The 19,480-nt window shown below is 70.2% G+C and carries 20 protein-coding genes; 10 read left to right on the plus strand and 10 right to left on the minus strand.

Annotated features, from left to right (window positions below):
* Positions 1 to 246 precede the first annotated feature (246 nt).
* Together ADL01_RS07970 and ADL01_RS07975 are read right to left on the minus strand one after the other, a co-directional pair.
* Entirely contained in the window at positions 247 to 738 is a 492-nt protein-coding gene (locus ADL01_RS07970; RefSeq protein WP_053741197.1) for a nitroreductase family deazaflavin-dependent oxidoreductase, read from the minus strand.
* On the minus strand, positions 738 to 1,934 hold the full coding sequence (locus tag ADL01_RS07975; protein WP_053741198.1) for an acyl-CoA dehydrogenase family protein: 1,197 nt from the start codon (positions 1,932 to 1,934) through the stop codon (positions 738 to 740). The genes ADL01_RS07970 and ADL01_RS07975 overlap by 1 nt, the downstream gene beginning before the upstream one ends.
* Before the next feature lie 165 nt (positions 1,935 to 2,099).
* On the opposite strand from ADL01_RS07975, the gene ADL01_RS07980 reads away from it, so the two are divergent.
* Positions 2,100 to 3,269, plus strand: a complete 1,170-nt coding sequence (locus ADL01_RS07980; protein WP_053741199.1) for a thiolase C-terminal domain-containing protein — start codon at positions 2,100 to 2,102, stop codon at positions 3,267 to 3,269.
* Between the two features lie 237 nt (positions 3,270 to 3,506).
* Here the strand turns inward: ADL01_RS07980 and ADL01_RS07985 are convergent, their stop codons facing one another.
* Positions 3,507 to 3,917 carry a Fur family transcriptional regulator gene (locus ADL01_RS07985; RefSeq protein WP_053741215.1) on the minus strand — a complete coding sequence of 137 codons (411 nt, stop codon included), beginning with the start codon at positions 3,915 to 3,917 and terminating at the stop codon, positions 3,507 to 3,509.
* A 296-nt stretch (positions 3,918 to 4,213) separates the two neighbouring features.
* Between ADL01_RS07985 and katG the strand changes: the two genes are divergently transcribed.
* A complete protein-coding gene (gene katG, locus ADL01_RS07990; RefSeq protein WP_053741200.1) occupies positions 4,214 to 6,442 on the plus strand; it encodes a catalase/peroxidase HPI in 2,229 nt (742 codons plus the stop codon).
* A gap of 90 nt (positions 6,443 to 6,532) precedes the next feature.
* On the opposite strand, the gene ADL01_RS07995 is transcribed toward katG, so the two are convergent.
* Both ADL01_RS07995 and ADL01_RS08000 read right to left on the minus strand, forming a co-directional pair.
* Positions 6,533 to 6,787 (minus strand): DUF397 domain-containing protein, encoded by a 255-nt coding sequence (locus ADL01_RS07995; RefSeq protein WP_053741201.1) that lies wholly within the window; start codon positions 6,785 to 6,787, stop codon positions 6,533 to 6,535.
* Entirely contained in the window at positions 6,784 to 7,602 is an 819-nt protein-coding gene (locus tag ADL01_RS08000; RefSeq protein ID WP_234354541.1) for a helix-turn-helix domain-containing protein, read from the minus strand. Before ADL01_RS08000 ends, ADL01_RS07995 begins: the two co-directional genes overlap by 4 nt.
* A gap of 83 nt (positions 7,603 to 7,685) precedes the next feature.
* Between ADL01_RS08000 and ADL01_RS08005 the strand changes: the two genes are divergently transcribed.
* Entirely contained in the window at positions 7,686 to 8,105 is a 420-nt protein-coding gene (locus ADL01_RS08005; RefSeq protein ID WP_053741202.1) for a hypothetical protein, read from the plus strand.
* A 48-nt stretch (positions 8,106 to 8,153) separates the two neighbouring features.
* On the opposite strand, the gene ADL01_RS08010 is transcribed toward ADL01_RS08005, so the two are convergent.
* Together ADL01_RS08010 and ADL01_RS08015 are read right to left on the minus strand one after the other, a co-directional pair.
* A complete protein-coding gene (locus tag ADL01_RS08010) occupies positions 8,154 to 9,068 on the minus strand; it encodes a sensor histidine kinase (RefSeq protein ID WP_234354542.1) in 915 nt (304 codons plus the stop codon).
* A gap of 263 nt (positions 9,069 to 9,331) precedes the next feature.
* A complete protein-coding gene (locus ADL01_RS08015; protein WP_053741217.1) occupies positions 9,332 to 10,018 on the minus strand; it encodes a response regulator transcription factor in 687 nt (228 codons plus the stop codon).
* 127 nt (positions 10,019 to 10,145) lie between these two features.
* Between ADL01_RS08015 and ADL01_RS45280 the strand changes: the two genes are divergently transcribed.
* Positions 10,146 to 10,526: a hypothetical protein gene (locus ADL01_RS45280; protein WP_053741204.1), complete on the plus strand. Its 381-nt coding sequence runs from the start codon at positions 10,146 to 10,148 to the stop codon at positions 10,524 to 10,526.
* A gap of 260 nt (positions 10,527 to 10,786) precedes the next feature.
* Positions 10,787 to 11,458 carry a pyridoxine/pyridoxamine 5'-phosphate oxidase gene (locus ADL01_RS08025; protein ID WP_053741205.1) on the plus strand — a complete coding sequence of 224 codons (672 nt, stop codon included), beginning with the start codon at positions 10,787 to 10,789 and terminating at the stop codon, positions 11,456 to 11,458.
* Here the strand turns inward: ADL01_RS08025 and ADL01_RS08030 are convergent.
* Positions 11,436 to 12,104 (minus strand): GNAT family N-acetyltransferase, encoded by a 669-nt coding sequence (locus ADL01_RS08030; RefSeq protein ID WP_053741206.1) that lies wholly within the window; start codon positions 12,102 to 12,104, stop codon positions 11,436 to 11,438. The genes ADL01_RS08025 and ADL01_RS08030 overlap by 23 nt on opposite strands.
* Positions 12,104 to 12,535: a Zn-ribbon domain-containing OB-fold protein gene (locus tag ADL01_RS08035; RefSeq protein WP_053741218.1), complete on the minus strand. Its 432-nt coding sequence runs from the start codon at positions 12,533 to 12,535 to the stop codon at positions 12,104 to 12,106. Before ADL01_RS08035 ends, ADL01_RS08030 begins: the two co-directional genes overlap by 1 nt.
* 201 nt (positions 12,536 to 12,736) lie before the next feature.
* Between ADL01_RS08035 and ADL01_RS08040 the strand changes: the two genes are divergently transcribed.
* Positions 12,737 to 13,924, plus strand: a complete 1,188-nt coding sequence (locus ADL01_RS08040) for a flavin-containing monooxygenase (protein WP_053741207.1) — start codon at positions 12,737 to 12,739, stop codon at positions 13,922 to 13,924.
* Positions 13,925 to 13,994: 70 nt separating this feature from the next.
* Here ADL01_RS08040 and ADL01_RS47200 read toward each other — a convergent pair whose 3' ends face one another.
* The gene (locus tag ADL01_RS47200; RefSeq protein ID WP_267889906.1) at positions 13,995 to 14,129 is read right to left on the minus strand and encodes a hypothetical protein; all 135 of its coding nucleotides are present in this window, start codon (positions 14,127 to 14,129) and stop codon (positions 13,995 to 13,997) included.
* Here ADL01_RS47200 and ADL01_RS08045 point away from each other — a divergent pair.
* From ADL01_RS08045 to ADL01_RS08060, 4 genes are all read left to right on the plus strand, one after another.
* Positions 14,128 to 15,225, plus strand: coding sequence for a serine hydrolase domain-containing protein (locus ADL01_RS08045; RefSeq protein ID WP_053741208.1), 1,098 nt, complete (start codon positions 14,128 to 14,130; stop codon positions 15,223 to 15,225). The genes ADL01_RS47200 and ADL01_RS08045 overlap by 2 nt on opposite strands.
* A gap of 152 nt (positions 15,226 to 15,377) precedes the next feature.
* Entirely contained in the window at positions 15,378 to 17,642 is a 2,265-nt protein-coding gene (locus ADL01_RS08050) for an acetate--CoA ligase family protein (protein WP_053741209.1), read from the plus strand.
* 46 nt (positions 17,643 to 17,688) lie between these two features.
* Positions 17,689 to 18,552 carry an enoyl-CoA hydratase/isomerase family protein gene (locus ADL01_RS08055; protein WP_053741210.1) on the plus strand — a complete coding sequence of 288 codons (864 nt, stop codon included), beginning with the start codon at positions 17,689 to 17,691 and terminating at the stop codon, positions 18,550 to 18,552.
* Between the two features lie 60 nt (positions 18,553 to 18,612).
* A complete protein-coding gene (locus ADL01_RS08060) occupies positions 18,613 to 19,233 on the plus strand; it encodes a flavin reductase family protein (RefSeq protein WP_234354543.1) in 621 nt (206 codons plus the stop codon).
* Positions 19,234 to 19,480 lie beyond the last annotated feature (247 nt).

Here is a 19,480-nt window from a genome sequence, read left to right on the forward strand (position 1 = left end):
ACTGCGCAACCACCCACGACGAACCCGCACCCGACCATGGCACCGCCAGCCCCCCGGCGACGGGCGTGAGCCCTCTCTCCTCCGGCGCCAGGGCCGCCCCTATAGGGGCGCGGGGAACTGCGCGTCCTCCGGCGCCAGGGCCGCCCCTATAGGGGCGCGGGGAACTGCGCGACCACCCACAACGAACGCGCACCCGACCATGGCACCCGGGCGACTCGGCCACTCGCCCGCCGGCCCACCGCCCGCTCAGCGCCGTACGATCCGGAAGATCCGTATCTCCCGCTCGACCCGCGCCTGGTACGTCGCGTACGGCGGCCAGAACGCGAGCAGTGCCTTCCAGGCCGCTTCCCGTTCCTCACCCGCCAGCAGCCGGGCCCGGACCGGGATGTCCTCCCCTTTCCAGCTGACCTCGGCGTCCGGATGGGCGAGGAGGTTGGCGGTCCAGGCGGGGTGACCGGTGCGCCCGAAGTTGGACCCGATGAGCAGCCAACTGCCCCCGCCGGCCGCCCCCTCCGGCATACACGCGAGCGGCGTACGCCGCAGCTGCCCGCTCTTCGCCCCGCGCGTGGCGAGCACCACCCCGGGCAGCAGTTGGGCGCTGAGCAGCACCTTGCCCCTGGTCAGCCGGTGGACAGCGCGGTCGAGCGCGGGCAGGACGTACGGGGCGATCCGCGCGAAGGCCCGGGTCGAGGACACTTTCTGGACCGCTTTCACGACCGCCGTCGCTTTCACAGGCATCAGACCGCCACCTCTTTGGTGTCGAAGAGCCGCGCGGCCTCGGCTGCATGCGCCCGGAGCCGGTGCACCGGCCCGAACAGCAGCTCGTCGCCCGCGGCGCGCTTGAAGTACAACTGGGCCTCATGCTCCCAGGTGAAGCCGATACCGCCGTGCAGTTGGATGCCCTCGGCGGCGGCGGTACGGAGGGAGTCGAGGGCCTGGGCGAGGGCCAACCCGCCAACTCGCTCGCCCTCGGCGCCCGTTGATGCCACCGCCCAGGCCGCGTAGTAGGCAGCCGAACGCGCCGCCTGGACCTGGACATACACATCGGCGAGCCGGTGCTTGACTGCCTGGAAGGACCCGATCGCCCGCCCGAACTGCTCGCGGCGCAGGGCGTGTTCGACGGTCAGCTCGAGAATCCGGTCGGCGGCCCCGACGGCCTCGGCGGCGAGCACGGCGGCGCCGACGTCTCCGGCGCGGACGAGGGCGCCTTCGACGTCGGCGTCCTCGTCGCCCAGCAACTCGGCGAGAACGTCCCGAAGTTCGAGGCGCGCCTGGGGCCGGGTGGCGTCGAGGGAGGTCTGCCGGGTGCGGACGAGACCGGGGGCGGCGCCGGGGACGAGGAAGAGAAGGGGGCGCGACCGGGCGTACCCACCGGCGTGGGCGGCGACCAGGAGGAGCCCGGCGCTGTGCCCGTCGAGGACCTGCCCGACCTGCCCGTAGAGCCGCCAACCCGCCGCCTGTCGAGTCGCCTGCACGCCTCCGGCCCGGCCGCCCCCGGCCCAGTCGCGGCGGGGTTCGCCGGTGAGGGAGAGCACGGCGGCCAGGGCGGTGCCGGGGACGGCGAGGGCGGCGGTCAGGTCACCGGAGGCGATGCGCGGGAGGAGGTCGGCGCGCTGGGCGTCGGTGCCGAGGGCGGTGACGAGGGGGGCGGCCAGGACGGCGGTCGCGAGCAGCGGGGAGGGTGCCAGAACGCGCCCCAACTCCTCGGCGATGAGCGCGAGTTCGGTCGGGGTGCCGCCGACTCCGCCACAGCTCTCGGGGAGGGCCAGGCCAGGGAGACCGAGGTCGCGGGCGAGGGCGGTCCAAAGCGCGGGGTCGTACCCGGCGAGGGTGTCGACGGCGGCCCGTACGTCGCCGGGCGAGCACCGCTTGCGGAGCAGTTCGCGGAGAGTACGGCGGATGTGGTCCTGCTCGGGGGTGAGACGGGCGTCCATTGACCTGGCCCTCCTGGGCGTCCGCGCCGCCCGGTCAGCGGGATCTGACGGTTCGTCATATTAGGGCGGGACACACCCTGCCGCACAGAGCCAGAGCTGATATACCGTCAGATTCATGCCGAGTCGACGGTGAAATCGGCGGACGGCAAGAGGGAGGGACAGACGGTGAGCCGGAAGGTCGCGATCGTCGGGGTGGCCCTGTCGGACTGCGGCCGGGTGGACGACGTCACCCCGTACGCCCTGCACGCGCAGGCCGCCCGGCGGGCGCTGGCGGACGCCGGGCTCGGCCGGGAGGTGGTGGACGGTTTCGCGTCCGCCGGTCTCGGCACGCTGGCCCCCGCCGAGGTGGCCGAATATCTCGGGCTGCGCCCCACCTGGGTCGACTCCACCTCGGTCGGCGGCTCGACCTGGGAGGTCATGGCGGCGCACGCGGCGGACGCGATAGCGGCGGGCCACGCGAACGCCGTACTCCTCGTCTACGGCTCCACGGCCCGCGCGGACGTCAAGGCGGGCCGGCGGACCGGCAACCTCTCCTTCGGCGCGCGCGGCCCCCTGCAGTTCGAGGTGCCGTACGGCCACACGCTCATCGCCAAGTACGCGATGGCCGCCCGCCGCCACATGCACGAATACGGCACGACGATCGAGCAGTTGGCGTCGGTGGCGGTCCAGGCGAGGGCGAACGCCGCGCTGAACCCCGAGGCGATGTTCCGCACGCCGATCACCGTCGACGAGGTGCTCGAAGGACCGATGATCGCGGACCCCTTCACCAAGCTCCACTGCTGTCTGCGCTCCGACGGGGGCGCGGCGGTGCTGCTGGCGGCCGAGGATTACGTACGGGACTGCCGTACGCGGCCGGTGTGGATCCTCGGCACGGGTGAGCACGTCTCGCACGTGAGCATGTCGGAGTGGGCCGACTTCACGGTGTCCCCGGCGGCGGCGAGCGGACGGCTCGCCTTCGAGCGGGCGGGGGTCAGGCCGGACGAGATGGACTTCGCGGAGATCTACGACGCGTTCACCTACATGACGCTGGTGACACTGGAGGACCTCGGCTTCTGCGGAAAGGGCGAGGGCGGAGAGTTCGTGGACGCCGGAAAGGGCCGCCTGCGGGTGGCGGGCGGCGAGCTGCCGGTCAACACGGACGGGGGCGGCCTGTCGGCCCAACACCCGGGCATGCGGGGGCTGTTCCTCCTGGTGGAGGCGGTACGGCAGCTGCGCGGGGACGCGGGCGCGCGACAGGTCCGTACGGCTGCGGGAGACCTGCCGAAGCTCGGCGTGGCGTCGGGGACGGGCGGCTGGTTCTGCTCGTCGGGCACGGTGGTACTGGGCCGGGGGTGAGCGGGGCGTCGCCGGCGCGTGGCGCCCGGTTCACCCGCTGGAGTGCTCCTTTGTGCGCGCCCTGGGCGGGGAGCTTCGAGTGATCGCCGACTTCGGGGACTCCGCGTACACCGTCGCGTGACGGCGTGACGGCGTGAGGCGTGACGGCGTGACGGGCGTGACCCGCGTGACGCGCGGCCGCCGCGAGGGCCCCGTCGGCCTTCGCGGCCTGCTCCGTCTGGATCCGCCTCGCTCCGCTTACGCGCAGGCCCCGCACAGCCCCCGGTAGGTCACCTCGACCTGGGACACCGTGAAGCCGAAGCGTTCCTCCGCCGGGAGGTCCGCCATGGGGTCGCCCGTGGGGTGGACATCCCTGATCGTGCCGCAGTTCGAGCAGATCAGGTGGTGGTGGGGGTGGTGCGCGTTCGGGTCGTAGCGCTTGGCCCGGCCGTCCGTGGCGACCTCTATGACCTCGCCCAGTGAGACCAGCTCACCCAGGGTGTTGTAGACGGTCGCCCGGGAGATCTCCGGCAGCCGCTGGGCGGCACGGGCGTGCACCTCGTCGGCCGTGTAATGGACGTGTTCCCCGTCGAGGACCTCCGCAACGACACGCCGCTGGGAAGTCATCCGCCAGCCGCGTCCACGCAGTCGCTCCAGCAGGTCGCTCATGTTGTTCACCTATTCAGGTTCGGCGGAATACACGGATTTTACCAGTGGACGTCCGGGTTCCGATAGGATATGGATTTGTCACACTTCTTGACTTGGACCTTGTCCATTGTAGGATCGCTTACGGCGATGGCCAAGGGAGCCAAGGGACAGGAAGAGACTCCAGTGCGGCAGGAGACAGAAGCGACGCGAGGGCGTGTGTGACTTCCTCCACAGGCCCGAGCATCCCCCCACCCCCCAGTTCCTGAGAAAGCAGTTCGTGAGCAACACCGAGATCTGCCCCGTCCGGAAGGATTCCCATGTCTGAGAACCATGACGCGATCGTCACCGACGCGAAAACCGAGGGCACGGGCGGCTGCCCGGTCGCGCACACGCGCGCCCCGCACCCGACCCAGGGCGGCGGCAACCGTCAGTGGTGGCCCGAGCAGCTGAACCTGAAGATCCTCGCGAAGAACCCGGCCGTCTCGAACCCCCTCGGTGAGGAGTTCGACTACGCCGCCGCGTTCCAGACCCTGGACCTTCCGGCCGTCAAGCAGGACATCGCCGCGGTACTGACCGACTCCAAGGACTGGTGGCCGGCCGACTTCGGGCACTACGGCCCGTTCATGATCCGGATGGCCTGGCACAGCGCGGGCACGTACCGCATCAGCGACGGCCGCGGTGGCGCCGGCGCCGGTCAGCAGCGCTTCGCCCCCCTGAACAGCTGGCCGGACAACGGCAACCTCGACAAGGCCCGCCGTCTGCTGTGGCCGGTCAAGAAGAAGTACGGCCAGAACCTCTCCTGGGCCGACCTCATGATCCTCGCGGGCAACGTGGCCCTGGAGTCGATGGGCTTCGAGACCTTCGGCTTCGGCGGCGGCCGCGCGGACGTCTGGGAGCCCGACGAGGACGTGTACTGGGGTCCCGAGAAGATCTGGCTCGACGACGAGCGCTACACCGGCGACCGTGAGCTGGAGGAGCCCCTCGGCGCCGTCCAGATGGGCCTCATCTACGTCAACCCGGAGGGCCCCAACGGCAACCCGGACCCGCTCGCCTCGGCCCGCGACATCCGTGAGACGTTCCGCCGTATGGCGATGGACGACGAGGAGACCGTCGCCCTCATCGCCGGTGGCCACACCTTCGGCAAGACCCACGGCGCCGGTCCGGCGGACGCGGTCGGCCCCGACCCCGAGGCCGCCCCGATCGAGCAGCAGGGCTTCGGCTGGAAGAGCACGTACGGCTCGGGCAAGGCCGGCGACGCGATCACCAGTGGCCTCGAGGTCACCTGGACGAGCACACCGGCCCAGTGGAGCCACGGGTTCTTCAAGAACCTCTTCGAGTACGACTACGAGCTGACCACCAGCCCCGCCGGTGCCAAGCAGTGGGTCGCCAAGGACGGGGCCGGCGCCGGCACCATCCCGGACGCCCACGACGCGTCGAAGTCCAAGCCTCCGATGATGCTGACGACCGACCTCGCGCTCCGGTTCGACCCGGCGTACGCGGAGATCTCCCGTCGCTTCTACGAGCACCCGGAGCAGTTCGCGGACGCGTTCGCCCGCGCCTGGTTCAAGCTGACCCACCGCGACCTGGGCCCGGTCGTCCGCTACCTCGGCCCCGAGGTCCCGACCGAGACGCTGCTGTGGCAGGACCCGCTGCCCGCGGTCACGCACGAGCTCGTCGACGCCGCCGACGTCTCCGCCCTCAAGGCGCAGATCCTCGACTCCGGCCTCACGGTGTCCCAGCTGGTCTCCACCACCTGGGCCGCGGCCTCGTCGTTCCGTGGCAGCGACAAGCGCGGTGGCGCCAACGGTGCCCGTATCCGCCTCCAGCCGCAGGCCGGCTGGGAGGTCAACAACCCGGACGAGCTCGCCACGGTGCTGCGCACCCTGGAGGGCGTGCAGTCGTCCTTCAACGCCGCGCAGTCCGGCGGCAAGCAGATCTCCCTCGCCGACGTGATCGTCCTCGCGGGTGCCGCGGGCGTCGAGAAGGCGGCCAAGGACGCCGGCTTCGACATCGAGGTCCCCTTCACGCCGGGCCGCGTCGACGCGACGCAGGAGCAGACGGACGTCGAGTCCTTCGCCGCCCTGGAGCCGACCGCCGACGGGTTCCGCAACTACCTCGGCAAGGGCAACCGCCTCCCCGCCGAGTACCTGCTGCTCGACAAGGCCAACCTGCTCAACCTGAGCGCCCCCGAGCTGACCGTCCTCGTCGGCGGCCTGCGCGTCCTCGGCGCGAACCACCAGGGCTCCTCGCACGGCGTCTTCACCGACACCCCGGGCAAGCTGACGAACGACTTCTTCGTCAACCTGCTGGAGCTGGGTACGGAGTGGACGGCCACGTCCGAGGACCAGAACACCTTCGAGGGCCGCGACGCCTCGGGCCAGGTCAAGTGGACCGGCACGCGTGCCGACCTGGTCTTCGGCTCCAACTCCGAGCTGCGCGCGGTCGCGGAGGTCTACGCGAGCGACGACGCCAAGGAGAAGTTCGTCAAGGACTTCGTCAAGGCGTGGGTCAAGGTGTCGAACGCGGACCGTTTCGACCTCGTCTGATCCGCTGATCGACTGATCGACTGAGTCACGACGTCCAGGTCGGCCCGTACGCTACGGGTCGGCCTGGACGTTTTCCGTCTCTACGCGGCCTCAGCCGACGGTACGCAGAAAGCTGGTCCAGGTGACGGGCGCGACGGCGAGGGTGGGTGCGTCGGCGTCCGGGCTCAGCAGGTTCTTGGAGTCGCGGATGTGGATGGTGTGGGGGCAGGCGGCTATTTCGACGCACTCTCCGCCCTCGTTCGTGCTGTAGCTGGACTTCCGCCAGGTGTAGGCGACTTCGAGACAGGCCTCGCCCTCGTTGTTGCTGTAGCTGGACTTGAACCAGGCCAGTCCGGTCGCGTTCACAGTTCTCCCGCCTTCTGCTGGATCAGCTCCTCGGACTCCCAGGGAGTGAGGGCCTGGGCGCGCAGGATGCCGAACTTCTCGAACAGATCGATCACCTGCTCCGACTTGTGGATCAACCTACTGCCGCCGTGCGCCTCCACGTACACCAGATTTTTCCCCTCGTCCGTACTCATCAGCTGCATCGGGCCGTTGAGCCCAGCGTGCGTGTGCCGCCTGGTCGGCATCACCTGGACTGTGAGGTGCTGTCGCATCTTCCCGATGCATTCCAGGATGTACAGCAACTGCTCCTTCAGCACCTCGTCGCTCCCGAGATTCCGCTCCAGCACGGACTCCTCGATCACGTATCCCACGAACGGCGGCGGGTTGCGTGTCAGTACCTCCTGCCGTTCCAGTCGAGCGGTGACGAGCTTCTCGATCTCCCCCTCGGTGTATGCCGGTCGCCGCGCCTCGTAGAGGGCCTGCGCGTGCGCCGGGGTCTGGAGCAGTCCCGGAATCAGCATGTTCTCGTACGCGCTGATCATGAGCGCCTTGCGCTCCATCCGCACCCAACTCACGAACTCCGGCGGGTACTTCTCCTCCTCCATCATCTCGATGCAGGCGATGATCGCGCCCCGCGCGTCGAGCCCCCGGTCCGCGTCCCGCAGGAAGTCGATCGGCGGAATCCGCTCGCACCGCTCATACGACCCGTAGGTGGACTCCGCGACCAGGAGTACGTCCGCCGCCTGCTTCTGGGTCAGTTCCAGGCGGCCCCGGGAGATCCGCAGCAGCTCCCCCACAAGCTTCCGTTCCTTCGACACCTCACCGTTCGATCCCACAACGACCACCGTCCTCCCCACAACCACTGAAGTACACCGCGTCCTGCTGGTCACGCTACGTATTCGGCGCGACCCTTGTGGTTATGACGAGCAAACTCCCCCCGAATTGGGTCCCCAAGTCCGGCCTTCAACTACGTCTCGCCGGAGTCCAGTTCGACGCCGTCCGCGTGGACGGGGTACGCGGCGAGGCAGCCGTGCACCATCTCCTGACCCTGACCGGCGGACGGCCCGGCCCCGTCGTACGCGAGGTGGGCGGGGGCCGATCGACGTACTTCCTGCTCGCGCCCGGGGAGAGCGAGGAGTACGAATGGCCGCCGGGGGCAAGGAAGTTCGCGCGGTCGGTGGCGCAGGCAGAGTACGTCGGGGTACCGGCGGCGGAGGGCAACACGTACCCCCTGAGCTGGCGTTGCGGGGCGCCGGAGGTGGGGGAGTTCGTGGACGCGGAGTTGCTGCACGGGGTGCTGATGGCGCAGTTCGCGCGCAGCCGTCAGGGCCTGGGGTGATATTCGCCGAACCCGGCGGATGCGGGCCATGGACAGGCCCGTCGGCTGTCATCCGGAACGGAGCTGGGGGAAGCGGAGCGTGAAGTGCGCGCCGTGAGCGCTGGGTCTGATGGTGAGGGTGCCGTGGTGAGTCGTGGTGATGCGGTGGGCAATGGCCAGGCCGAGTCCGGAGCCGCCGGCATCGCGGGTGCGGGCGTCGTCGAGGCGGGTGAAACGCTCGAAGACCCGCTGGTGGTCCTTGAGCGGGATACCGGGCCCGTCGTCCTGGACGTCCAGGACGGCTTCGCCGCCGTCGCGGTCGTGGGTGAGGCGGACGGTGATGGTGCTGTTGGCGTGGCGTTCGGCGTTGTCGAGAAGGTTGCCGAGGACTCGGGCGAGCAGCATCGGATGGCCTCGCACGGTGACGGGGCCGGGTTCGGTGTGCACGTCGACGGCCAGGCCCCGGGGCGGGCGGCGACGGGCGGTCTCGTCGCGGACCAGGTCGGTGAGGTCGACGCTCCGGTCCGGTTGCCGGTCGGTGTGGTTGGCGTCGAGGCGGGCCAGGAGCAGGAGGTCTTCGGTCAGGTCTTGGAGGCGTTTGGTGTCCTCGTGGGCGTCGTGGACGACTTGCGGCCAGTCGGCGGCCCCGGTGCGGTGGAGGGCGAGTTCGAGTTCGGTGCGCAGGCAGGCAAGGGGAGTGCGCAGTTCGTGGGAAGCGTCCGCGACGAACTGGCGCTGCCGGTCGACTGCGGTCTCCAGTCGGTCCAGGGTGGCGTTCATCGTCTCGGCCAGGCGGGCGATCTCGTTCCCGGCCCGGGGTACGGGAACGCGCCGGTCGAGGTGATGGGCACTGAGCTTGGCGAATTCGGCACGGATGCCCTCGACCGGGCGCAGTACCCGGCCCACCGCGAACCAGGTGCTCGCGCCGGTCAGGAGCGTGAGACCCAGTGCGCTCCAAGCCATCTTCCACATGAGGGCGTTCAACTGGCCTTGATAGCTCTTGATTCCAGCGAAAGTAAATCCATCCTGTCCGGGTCCGGAGTAGTACATCCGGATAGGCGTAGACGCCCGGTCGTCAGCCCATGGCATGAACGACAGTCGTGGCTCGAGCCTTTCGAAGGTGAGGCTGAGCGCGACAGCACAGGCGATCAGCAACATCACGGTCATGACGACGGACAGCAATGTCAGCCGCATACGCAGCGTGCTCGGCCACAACCATCGCCATGGCCTTCGCAGATGACGGCGCCTCATGCGCGTGCGCCTTCGGCGGCGTCGAAGCGGTAGCCGACACCACGGACGGTGTGGATCGTGCGCCGCCCGAACGGAGCATCGATCTTGCGGCGCAGGGCACTGACGTACACCTCGACCACGTTCACGTCACCGTCGAACCGGTGGTCCCACACGTGTTCCAGGACCTCTCTCTTGGAGACGGTCTCACCGCTGCGTCGTGCCAGGTACTCCAGGACGGCGAACTCCCGCGCGGTGAGCTCCACGGGTGCGCTTCCCCGTCGGCAGCTGCGTGCCGCGGGGTCGATCTCCAGGTCGCCAACCCGGATGACCGCGGGACGTTCGGGCCGGCCGCGCCGCAGCAGTGCCCGCATGCGGGCGGCGAGGGCGACGAAGGAGAACGGCTTGGTGACATAGTCGTCGGCGCCGGTGTCCAGACCCTCGGCCTCGTCGTACTCCCCGTCCTTGGCGGTCAGCATCAGCACCGGTGTCCATACGCCGGCCTCGCGTAATCGCCCACACAGCCGGTAGCCGTTCAGGCCCGGCAGCATCACGTCCAGGACGATGGCGTCGTAACCGGTCTCCAGCGCCAACTCCAGCCCGTGCAACCCGTCATGAGCCAGGTCGACGGCGTACCCCTCGCCCACAAGTCCGCGTCGCAGCAGCTCGGCCAGCCTGAGGTCGTCCTCCACCACCAATATCCGCATGACATTCAGGATGACCACAGGTCGCGAGGTTCCTGAGGAAGCCTTCAGGAACCTTCAGGATCCTCACAGCCGCTCCATGGCACCGTTGCTTGGGCAACACACCGCACGGCACAAACGGGAGGAAATCATGTCCAAGATCCGTACACTGATGGCCGCTTCCGCCGCGACCGCCGCCCTCGCGGGCGGGCTGATGCTGACCACCGGATCGGCAGGCGCACAGTCGGCGGGCGTACTCGCCAAGTGCAACTCCGAGCACCATGTGACAAGCAGCGGAGCCGAGGCCGACTGGACCATCAACTGCTCGGGCGGCAAGGTCGACGTGTTCGGCAACGTCACCGACAAGGCATCCGACGGTGAGTGCGCCCGCGTCTACGCGGTCTACAACGACGGCAGCAAGCAGTACAGCAGTAAGGCCTGCCCCAAGGGGGAGACCGTGGAGTTCGACTTCAGCAACAAGTCGTACACCGACTCGCGCAACGCCGTGAAGGTGTACCTCCAGGAGCTCTGAGCCAGGTTCCGTCCGGGCCTGTGACTTCGCTCGCGTAACGCCGCCAGGCGGCTCAAGCGCGCCGGTGCCGGGCCCTGAGTCATCACCATGGCGAAGTCGCCGGCGATTTCGCCGATCGTGACGCGGCCCTCCAGTTCGGCCAACCAGCCGGGCGGGAGGGCCGTTTCGCCGTGCGGGCGCCACAGCGACACGGCACAGCACGGCACCATGACTGCCGAGATCCACGTACCCGCGATACTCGTACCCGCGATACTCGTCCCATGGAACCGGATCCGGATCTTCACGAGCTGCTCAGGACCCTGCGGGTGTGGTCCCCCGAGGTCACCACGCTGCCGCCCTTCGCCCCGGACACGGCACCCTCCGCCCCGCTCCCCCTGTTCACCACCTGGTTCGCGGAGGCGGTGGCCGCCGGCCAGCCCGAGCCGCACACCATGTCCCTGGCCACGTCGGACGCGGACGGCCTGCCCGACGTACGCACCGTCATGCTGCACGGCGCGGACGCCGACGGCTGGGCCTTCGCCTCGCACTCCGGAAGCGCCAAGGGGCGCCAACTCGCTGCGCGCCCCTACGCCGCGCTCCACTTCTACTGGCCCGCGCTGGGCCGCCAGATCCGGCTGCGGGGCCCCGTCGAGTCCGCCCCCTCTCCCGAAGCACAGGCCGACCTGCACGCCCGCTCGACGGGAGCACTGGCCGCCGCGCTGACCGGCCGCCAGAGTGAAGTGCTGGGCTCGGTGGCCGAGTTGGAGCACACCTCGCGGGAGGCTTGGGAACGGGCGCAGCGCGAACCGGACGCCCCCGCACCGACCTGGACCCTGTACCGTCTGCGCCCCGACGAGGCCGAGTTCTTCCAGGGAGACGCCGAGCGCCGCCACCTACGGCTCAAGTACCGCCGCACGGATACGGGTTGGCTCAGGGAGTTGCTGTGGCCGTAGGCCTGCCCTCCCCCTGATCCGGCTTCGGCTTCGGCTCCGGGTCCTGGGCGACCCGCGCGTGCAGGTGCACATCCCGGAAGAGGTCCTGCCGTTCCGCTTCGAACATCGCGCCCCGCAGGGTTCCCTCGTACCGGAATCCGCAGTGGTCGGCGACGCGGCAGGAGGCGTCGTGGCCGACGGCGTGGCCCAGTTCCAGGCGGTTCAGGCCGAGGCTGTCGAAGGCCCAGCGCGCGCCGAGGGCGAGGGCGCGGGTGGCGACGCGCTTGCCACGGGCCTCGGGCAGGACCCAGTAGCCGACGCGGGCGAGCCGCATGAAGGGGTCGATGTCGTTGATGCCCAGGTGGCCGAGTATCGCGCCGGTGGAGATGTCCGTGACGCAGAAGGACACCCGGGTGCCGTCCGCCGCGGTCCCGGAACGGGTGCCGAGGGAGTCACGGGCGCTGTCGACGTCGGTGACCGGCTTCATCGGGGTGTTCCAGCGCCTGAAGTCCGGGTCGGTCAGTCCGCGCAGCCACGCGTCGACGTCGGTGTCGGAGTCCGCGCGCCACTGCCGCAGCCGGAGTCCGTGACCGAGCAGCTCGGGAAATTCGGGGATGGGCTGGGTGGGGATGGGTTGAGAGAGGGCGTGCTCATGGATATGGGCCATCAGCCCATTGAAGCCCGTACGGCTGTACGACTCCCACCTCGGGGACGGAAAATCGGCACACCCTCCCGAAAGGCGACCTCCAGCCCCATCCCGACCCGCAACCCACCTTCCGCCCCTTCCACCTCCGTCATCATCCGCGGCCCCTCGTCGAGGTCGACGACGGCGGCGACGTACGGCGTGCGTTCCCCGAAGGGCGGCAGGTCGTTGCGGTGGACGACGGACCAGGTGTAGAGCGTGGCCAGCCCGCTCGCGGTCTCCCACGTCACGTCCTCGCTCCAGCAGTGCGGGCAGAACTCGCGGGGGTAGTGATGAGCGCGCCCACACCCCCCGCACCGCCGCACGAGCAGCCGCCCCTCGGCCGCCGCGTCCCAGTAGACGCGCGTGAAGGCGTCGATCTCCGGAATGTCGAACCCGTTCCTGTCCGTGCCCATGTCCACGGCCCCCTGACAAATGTCCGAATCTGACGGCACGTCAGCTCGCTACGTCGGCTCAGTATGCCCTCACCGCACCCCCGCAACCAGGCCGCCTGCCCCACCGGCCCCGCCCATCTCCCCCACAGCCGTGATCAATCCGCAACCAATTCCGGTCTTGCCCGAGACCTACCAAGTGAGCACGTGAATACGCTCAGATACATGGCCGCCTCACCGACACCCCTACCGTCTCCGCCCGCCCCCGTGTACGTCATCGGCGGCGGCCCCGGCGGTCTCGCCGTGGCGCACGCGCTGCGGGCGCAGGGTGTGCGGGCCGTCGTGCTGGAGCGGGGCGACCGGATCGGGGCGTCCTGGCGGCGGCATTACGACCGGCTGCGTCTGCACACCACCCGGCGGCTGTCCTCGCTGCCGGGGCTGGCGATGCCGCGCTCGTTCGGGCGGTGGGTGGCCCGGGACGACGTGGTGCGGTATCTGGACAAGTACGCCGAGCACCACGAGCTGGAGGTCGTCACCGGCGTCGAGGTGTCCCGGGTCGAGCGGACCGCCGACGGCACCGGCTGGCTGCTGCACGCCACCGGTGGGCGCGAGCTGACCGGCTGCGCGGTCGTCGTCGCCACCGGGACCAACCACACCCCCCGGATCCCCGACTGGCCGGGGCGCGACGCCTACCTCGGCGACCTGCTGCACGCCGGCCACTACCGCAACGCCGGGCCCTACGCCGGCCGTGACGTCCTCGTCGTCGGCATCGGCAACACCGGTGCCGAGATCGCCGTCGACCTGGTGGAGGGCGGGGCCGCGCGGGTGCGGCTGTCGGTGCGTACCGCTCCGCACATCGTGCGGCGTTCCACGGCCGGCTGGGCGGCCCAGTTCACGGGCATCGCCGTACGACGACTGCCGGTGCGGCTCGTCGACCGGCTCGCCGGGGCGATGGCCAAGGTGAGCGTGCCCGACCTGTCCGCCCACGGGCTGCCCCGCCCCGACACCGGGCTGTACTCACGGGTGACCGAGGGCTCCCTCCCGGTACAGGACGTCGGCCTCATCGACGCCGTACGGCAGGGGCGCGTCGAGATCGTGGCCGCCGTGGACGGGTTCGAGGACGGCAAGGTCGTCCTCGCCGACGGCGAGCGCCTCGAACCGGACGCCGTCATCGCCGCCACCGGATACCTCCGGGGCCTGGAAGGCCTCGTCGGCCACCTCGACGTACTCGACGCGCACGGCAAGCCGGTCGTCCACGGACCCCGCTCCCCGAAGAACGCGCCAGGCCTCTACTTCACCGGCTTCACCAACCCCATCAGCGGGATGTTCCGCGAGCTGGCGATCGACGCGGTGAAAATCGCCAAAGTCATCGCCAAGGACGGCAAACGCCAGGCCGCCCGGCTCCCTGTCTGACGACATCCCCGCACGCCCCGGACGCCTCGAACAACTCACCGCCGCCGGCCGGCTCCGAGGGGCATGGGCACTACCAGGTGCCCGCAGGCAGAGTGGTGCCGCTGCTCGCGCCGTTGTCCGCGATGGCGCCGGCACCGAACTCGATGACATGACAGACCTGACGTGACGATGACGAGGACGAGGACGAGGACGAGGAGTGGTTCATGAATCGACGGAAGCTACTGGGCTCGGTGACAGCCGGTGCCGGTGCGTCACTGTTACCCGGGAACGCCACAGCGGTCGGAAGCGCCACGGCGGCCGAGGGTGAACTGGCCGCGCGGGTGCGGCGATACCTGGACCGCGCACTGGCCGCCGGCAGCCCGAGCGCGGTGTGCGGAGTCATCCGCGGCGGACACGGATACGCGGCCGGCGCAGCCCAGGACGGCCCCACACCGGGCGGCAGGACGGTGTTCCAGCTCGGCTCGATCGGCAAGACCCTCACCACCACCGCTCTCGCGCGCGCCGTGTGTTCGGGCACGGCCCGCCTCGACGCGCCGCTCGTTCTGCCCCCCGCGTTCCGCATCCCGCGCAAGGGCCCTCGGCCGATCACCCTGGTCGACCTGGCGACCCACACCTCCGGTCTGCCCTCACTGCCTCCGAATCTCCTGGCGGAAGCGGACCCCTACGACCCGTACGCGCACTACACGCTGGACGACCTGGCCGTCGGCCTGGCCGAGACGACGCTGAGCGCCGAGCCGGGCAGCACCTACGAGTACTCGAACCTCGGGTCGGGACTGCTCGGACAGTCGCTGGCCTTCGACGACGTGCCCGCGATGCTGGAGCGCGACGTGACCCGGCCGCTGCGCCTGCCCGACACGACGACGACCCTCAGGCCGGACATGGCCTCCCGCAAGGCCGTCGGTCATCTCGACGGGGATCCCGTCCCCGACTGGCACGACCACGTCCTCACCGCCGCGGGCACCTCCATCTACAGCACCGCCGACGACATGCTCCGCTATCTCGGCGCACAACTGCGCCCGGAACGCTCGCCGTTGCGGGACGCGATCGAACTGACCCAGCGCCCCCACTTCACCGTCGACGAGAACCTGCGGCTCGGGCTCGGCTGGCATCTCAGCGCGCTGTCCGACGGCCGGACCATGACCTGGCACAACGGCGGCACCGGCGGATTCAGTACCTGTGCGGCGTTCAGCCGGCAGAGCATGACGGCGGTGGTGATGATGGTGAACACCGCAAGCGAGGAGTCCGACACCGAGCCCCGCCCTGTCGACGCGCTGACCTTCGCCCTGCTCGAAGAACTCTGACGACCACAACCATCGGTCGTCCGACTTTGCTCCTCGCACAGCCATTCCTGACGGAGTGTCAGTTCAGTAACCTGAGAAGTAACCTGACACTGCGTCAGTTTATTGGCTGTCACGAAGCTGTCACGAGCTGTCACAGAGGAGCGGGCGGACCGATGCTTGGATCAACCCACGGCACCCTCACCACCACCTCCCGTCGGGCCCGGGTCATCGCCTGCGGCGAGCAGCCCTCGCCGGTCGTGCACGGCAGGCCCGCCGACGTCGACGATCTCGACGTCAGCGGCCGGCCGCTGTACGCCGGCGTGCCCGACCTCGACCGCTTCTTCCGGCCCCAGTCCCTGGCGGTGATCGGTGCCTCGGACGCCGAGGGGCGGCCGAACACCGGTATCACCCGGCAGTTGCTGGCGTGGGCCGAGCGGGTCGGTGCCCGGCTGCACCCGGTGCACCCGACCCGCGAGGCCGTCTTCGGCATCCCCTGCTTCCCCTCCGTCGCGGACCTGCCCGAGCAGGTCGATCTCGCCGTGCTGCTGGTCGCCGATCCCCTTCCCCTGGTCGAGCAACTCGCCGAGGCCAAGGTGAGGTTCGCCGTCGCCTTCGCCTCCGGGTTCGCGGAGACGGGCGAGGCGGGAGCGGAGGCACAGGCCCGTCTGTCCGCCGCCGTCCGCCGCTCCGGCCTGCGTCTCCTCGGCCCGAACACCAACCTCAACGCCTTCGAGAACTTCCGCGAAGACCTCGACGGCCCCGCGATCGCCCTGATCACCCAGTCCGGCCACCAGGGCCGCCCGGTGTTCGCCCTCCAGGAACTCGGCATCCGCCTCTCCCACTGGGCCCCCACCGGCAACGAGGCCGATCTGGAGACCGCCGACTTCATCTCCTACTTCTCCGAGCGCCCCGAGGTGGGCGCCATCGCCTGCTACGTCGAGGGCCTCAAGGACGGCCGTTCCTTTCTCCTCGCGGCCGACCGGGCCGCCCGGCGCGGAGTACCGGTCGTCGCGGTCAAGGTGGGCCGCACGGAGACCGGCGCCCGCACCGCCGCCTCCCACACCGGCAAGCTGACCGGCGCCGACACGGTGGTGGACGCGGCGATGCGGCAGTACGGCGTGATCCGCGTCGACGGTCTCGACCAACTCCAGGACACCTCAGCCCTGTTGGCCCGCGCCCGCCGTCCTCTCGCCGACGGGGTCGCCGTCTATTCGATCTCGGGCGGCACGGGCGCGCACTTCGCGGACCTGGCGACGGAGGCCGGGCTGAACCTGCCGCAGCTGTCCGCCGCCAAGCAGGCGGAGCTGCACGAGTGGATACCCGACTACCTGAACGTGGCCAACCCGGTCGACAGCGGCGGGCATCCGGTCGGCGACTGGCGCGGCCGGAAGATCATCGACGCGATCCTCGCCGACCCGGCGGTGGGCGTCCTGGTCTGCCCCATCACCGGCCCCTTCCCCCCGATGAGCGACAAGCTCGCGCAGGACCTCGTGGACGCGGCCGAGCAGACGGACAAGCTGGTGTGCGTGATCTGGGGATCGCCGGTCGGCACGGAGTCGGCGTACCGCGAGACGCTGCTCGGGTCCTCCCGGGTGGCGACGTTCCGTACCTTCGCGAACTGCGTGACCGCCGTGCGCGCCCATCTCGACCACGCCCGGTTCACCGCCTCGTACCGCTCGCCCTTCGACGAGGCCCCGCGCACCCCCTCGCCCAGTTTCCGCAAGGCGCGTGCGCTGATGCGGCCGGGCGAGGCGCTGAGCGAGCACGCCGCGAAGCTGCTGCTGCGCGCGTACGGAATCCGGGTGCCGCGCGAGCAGTTGGTGACCAGCGCTGCGGCGGCCGTGCGGGCGGCGGGCCTGGTGGGCTACCCGGTGGTGATGAAGGCGTCGGGCGGCCAGATCGCGCACAAGACGGAACTCGGGCTGGTGAAGATCGAGCTGACCTCGGCCAGCCAGGTCCGCGACGCCTATCGCGAGCTGACCGACATCGCCCGCTACGAGGGCGTGGACCTGGACGGCGTACTCGTGTGCCAGATGGTCGAGCGGGGCGTCGAGATGGTCGTCGGCGTCACGCACGACGACCTGTTCGGCCCGACGGTGACGGTGGGGCTCGGGGGCGTGCTCGTGGAGGTGCTGCGGGACACCGCCGTACGCGTGCCGCCCTTCGGTGAGGAGCAGGCGCGGGACATGCTGACCGAGCTGCGCGGGCGTCCCCTCCTCGACGGTGTCCGGGGGCGCCCCCCGGCCGACCTGGACGCGCTCGTCGAGGTCGTCCTGCGGGTGCAGCGCATGGCGCTGGAACTCGGGGACGAGCTGGCGGAGCTCGACATCAACCCGCTGATGGTGCTGCCCAGGGGGCAGGGAGCGGTGGCGCTGGACGCGCTGGCGGTGTGCGGCCCAGGTCCGGAGAACCAGGACGTGAACCAGCAGCCGCTGTAGCCGCTGTAGCCGCTGTAGCCGCCACAAGAAACGGAGCAGCACTCCCATGACTTCCTCCCCCGAAGAGTCCAGCACGCCGGAAATCCCGGAAGAGCCGGAAAAATCCGCTGATGCGTCTGAGTCATTGGTACTGCACGCCACTGACAATCACGTCTCGTGGATCACCCTCAACCGCCCCGAAACCCTCAACGCCATCACCCCTGACCAGCGAGAACGCCTGATCCAATTTTTTTCGGACGCGTCCGCCGACCCCGCCGTACGAGCCGTCGTCCTCACCGGGACCGGCCGCGGCTTCTGCGCGGGCGCGGACCTGCGAGGTGGTGCCGGACAGGCCGACGGGGAACGGGTTGCCGGTGACGTGGCCCGGGTCATCCGGCTCGGCGCGCAACGGCTGATCGCCGCCGTCCTGGACTGCGAGAAGCCGGTCATCGCCGCCGTGAACGGCACGGCGGCCGGCCTCGGCGCCCACCTGGCCCTCGCCTGCGACCTGGTCCTGGCCGCCGAACAGGCGCGGTTCATCGAGGTGTTCGTACGGCGCGGACTCGTCCCCGACGGCGGCGGGGCGTATCTCCTCCCCCGGCTGGTCGGCCCACAGCGCGCGAAGGAACTGATGTTCTTCGGCGACGCGCTCACCGCCCCGGACGCCGAGCGCCTGGGCCTGGTCAACCGGGTCGTCCCGGCCGACGACCTCCACAAGACGGCCCGCGAGTGGGCGGAACGCCTGGCCGCCGGCCCGACCCGCGCCCTCGCCCTGACCAAGCAACTGGTCAACGCCTCTCTCGACTCCGACCGCGCCACCGCCTTCGCCGCCGAGGCCACCGCCCAGGAGATCAACATGACGACGTCGGACGCGCGGGAAGGTGTGGCGAGCTTCGTGGAGCGGCGGAGCCCGCGCTACAGCGGTAGTTGACCCGTCTTGATTGCCCTATGGGGCTTCACTTCTGACGTTCCGTCAGCTCCAATGGAGGGCATGCTGGGACAAGCGGGAATGGCGGCGGCTGCCGTCCGGTATCTCAGGTCGACCGGAGCACCAACAGTGGCACCCACCGTCGAGGGCCCCGTCGAAGCGCTGCCCCGGCCGGACTTACGGGCGGTCGGCGAGGACGAGCGGGCACCCGTCGCCCCGGCCGAATTCCGGCGCGTACTGGGCAACTTCGCCACCGGCGTCACCGTCATCACCGCCCCGGCCGCCGAAGGCGAGACCTCACCCGCCGGCTTCGCCTGCCAGTCCTTCGCCGCCCTCTCCCTCGACCCGCCGCTCGTCGTCTTCATGGTCGGCCGTACGTCGAGGACCTGGCCGTTCATCGCCCGCGCGGGCGTCTTCTGCGTCAACGTACTGGGCGCCGAGCAGGGCGAGTTGTGCCGCGGGTTCGCGAGGAGCGGTACGGACAAGTTCGCGGGCGTCGAGTACGACGCGGCCCCGGTCTCCGGCTCGCCGCGCCTCACGGGCACCGCCGCCTGGGTCGACTGCGCGATCCAGGCGGTGCACACGGGAGGCGACCACTTGATCGTCGTAGGTCGGGTGGAGGCGCTGGGGGCAGGCGACGGGGACACCGCTCCCCTGGTGTTCCACAAGGGACGTTTCGTCTGATCGACGCCGGTCTCCTCCCCCGTTCGGCTCGGGGCCGGCGCAAAGGCCGCCTGCGGCACCGTTCACGGCCATCGCCCTGAACATCGAGCGCTTCCAGCGGCCTGACGCCGACACGTTCCGCGTCTCGTGGTCGACCAGGACGAGGCCGCCACCGACCGGGTTCTGCACGTGCGGCGGCGGGCTCGGTCCTGCACCGAGCCCGCCGCTCCCACTCCACCTGTTCCTGATCGCTCGCTGTGACGCTCAC

The sequence above is a fragment of the Streptomyces sp. NRRL WC-3618 genome (assembly GCF_001280005.1).
Classification (GTDB): Bacteria; Actinomycetota; Actinomycetes; order Streptomycetales; family Streptomycetaceae; genus Streptomyces.